General features: G+C 53.2%; 1 tRNA gene and 2 rRNA genes (1 of these 3 cut by a window edge). All 3 read left to right on the top strand.

The features are described 5' to 3' along the window. A 23S ribosomal RNA gene (locus tag AN189_RS18570) occupies positions 1–1,992 on the top strand; it begins 840 nt to the left of the window's first position. Between the two features lie 210 nt (positions 1,993–2,202). Further along, a 5S ribosomal RNA gene (gene rrf, locus AN189_RS18565) occupies positions 2,203–2,317 on the top strand. Between the two features lie 49 nt (positions 2,318–2,366). Continuing rightward, positions 2,367–2,443 (top strand) — tRNA-Met (locus AN189_RS18560). Positions 2,444–2,500: the final 57 nt, after the last annotated feature.

The following is a 2,500-nucleotide window of genomic DNA, read 5'->3' as shown; positions in this document are numbered from 1 at the left end:
GAAATCTATTTAGGTAGAGCGTCGTCCGAATACCCTCGGGGGTAGAGCACTGGATGGGTAATGGGGCCTTACCGGCTTACTGATCCTAACCAAACTCCGAATACCGAGGAGTACTAGACGGCAGACACACAGCGGGTGCTAACGTCCGTTGTGAAGAGGGAAACAACCCTGACCTACGACTAAGGCCCCTAATTCATGGCTAAGTGGGAAAGCAGGTGGGACGGCCAAAACAACCAGGAGGTTGGCTTAGAAGCAGCCATCCTTTAAAGATAGCGTAACAGCTCACTGGTCTAAATAAGCTGTCCTGCGGCGAAGATGTAACGGGGCTCAAGCCATGAGCCGAAGTCTAGGGTGCACTTTATGTGCGCGGTAGCAGAGCGTAGTGTGACATAGTTTCCTGTCTCCTTAACTGGTTCGCCAGTATTGGAGACGTGAAGCTTTCGATGAAGCCCGGGCGTGAGCCATCGGGTGGAGAGATCACTAGTGAGAATGATGACATGAGTAGCGACAAAGGGAGTGAGAGACTCCCTCGCCGAAAGTCCAAGGGTTCCTGCTTAAAGCTAATCTGAGCAGGGTAAGCCGACCCCTAAGGCGAGGCCGAAAGGCGTAGTCGATGGGAACCAGGTTAATATTCCTGGGCCGTGGAGTGGTGACGGATCTGAGACGTAGTTCATCCTTATCGGATTGAATGGGCTGCCAACAGGTCCCTGGAAATAGCCCTCCTTTAAGATCGTACCCTAAACCGACACAGGTGGACTGGTAGAGAATACCAAGGCGCTTGAGAGAACCACATTTAAGGAACTCGGCAAAATACCTCCGTAAGTTCGCGAGAAGGAGGCCCGGTTTTTACGCAAGTAGAGGCCGGGGGCACAAACCAGGGGGTGGCGACTGTTTACTAAAAACACAGGGCTCTGCGAAGTCGTAAGACGACGTATAGGGTCTGACGCCTGCCCGGTGCCTGAAGGTTAAAAGGAGGAGTGCAAGCTCCGAATTGAAGCCCAGGTAAACGGCGGCCGTAACTATAACGGTCCTAAGGTAGCGAAATTCCTTGTCGGGTAAGTTCCGACCTGCACGAATGGCGTAACGACTTCCCCGCTGTCTCAAATGTGGACTCAGCGAAATTGAATTACCGGTCAAGATGCCGGTTACCCGCGGTTAGACGGAAAGACCCCATGCACCTTTACTACAGCTTCACACTGGCATCAGGCCATGCATGTGCAGGATAGGTGGTAGGCTTTGAAGCGGGGACGCCAGTCCTCGTGGAGCCTCCCTTGAGATACCACCCTTGCATTGCTTGATGTCTAACCGCGGTCCGTTATCCGGATCCGGGACCCTGTGTGGTGGGTAGTTTGACTGGGGCGGTCGCCTCCTAAATTGTAACGGAGGCGCGCGAAGGTTGGCTCAGAGCGGTCGGAAATCGCTCGTTGAGTGCAATGGCAGAAGCCAGCCTGACTGCGAGACTGACAAGTCGAGCAGAGTCGAAAGACGGCCATAGTGATCCGGTGGTCCCGAGTGGAAGGGCCATCGCTCAACGGATAAAAGGTACGCTGGGGATAACAGGCTGATGGTGCCCAAGAGTCCATATCGACGGCACCGTTTGGCACCTCGATGTCGGCTCATCTCATCCTGGGGCTGGAGCAGGTCCCAAGGGTACGGCTGTTCGCCGTTTAAAGAGGTACGTGAGCTGGGTTTAGAACGTCGTGAGACAGTTCGGTCCCTATCTTCCGTGGGTGTAGGATATTTGAGAAGAGTTGCCCCTAGTACGAGAGGACCGGGGTGAACGATCCACTGGTGGATCTGTTGTCGTGCCAACGGCAGTGCAGAGTAGCTATGATCGGACAGGATAACCGCTGAAGGCATCTAAGCGGGAAGCCCCCTTCAAAACAAGATATCCCTGAGAGCCGAGGTAGACCACCTCGTCGATAGGCCAGAGATGTAAGCACAGCAATGTGTTCAGTTGACTGGTACTAATGGCTCGATAGGCTTGATTTGATCCAGTAGAAGCCATGCTTTTACGACGACCAAATCAGAATACATACACACACAACATTAGCCGTACTGGCTTGGAACATTCCCTTCTGAAAACAAGGGTCTCTGATGTCGGAGCGCGAAGGTGTTCCACTGAGTGGCTGCATATTTGCCTTGCAAACATGCCTTGCCACCCGGTGGAAACACCTTCGTGTTTCCACCGTGCTTTTTTGGTGTGGTGATCATAGCGTGAGCAAAACACCCGATCCCATCCCGAACTCGGCCGTTAAGTGCCACTGCGCTGATGGTACTGCGTCTCAAGACGTGGGAGAGTAAGTCATCGCCACACCTAATAAGCACGGTCCAGTATCTCTCAAACGATCAAAATCAATCACTGTCGCGGGATGGAGCAGCCCGGTAGCTCGTCAGGCTCATAACCTGAAGGTCGTAGGTTCAAATCCTACTCCCGCAACCAACATCTTCGTAATATTATTACCGCGTTACCAACCACCTCAGGGTGGCTTTTTGCGTT

The organism is Loktanella sp. 3ANDIMAR09 (assembly GCF_001420005.1).
In the GTDB taxonomy this organism is placed as follows: Bacteria; Pseudomonadota; Alphaproteobacteria; order Rhodobacterales; family Rhodobacteraceae; genus Loktanella.
Note: the sequence above shows the minus strand (reverse complement) of the source record. Positions and strands in the feature narration are given on the sequence as shown.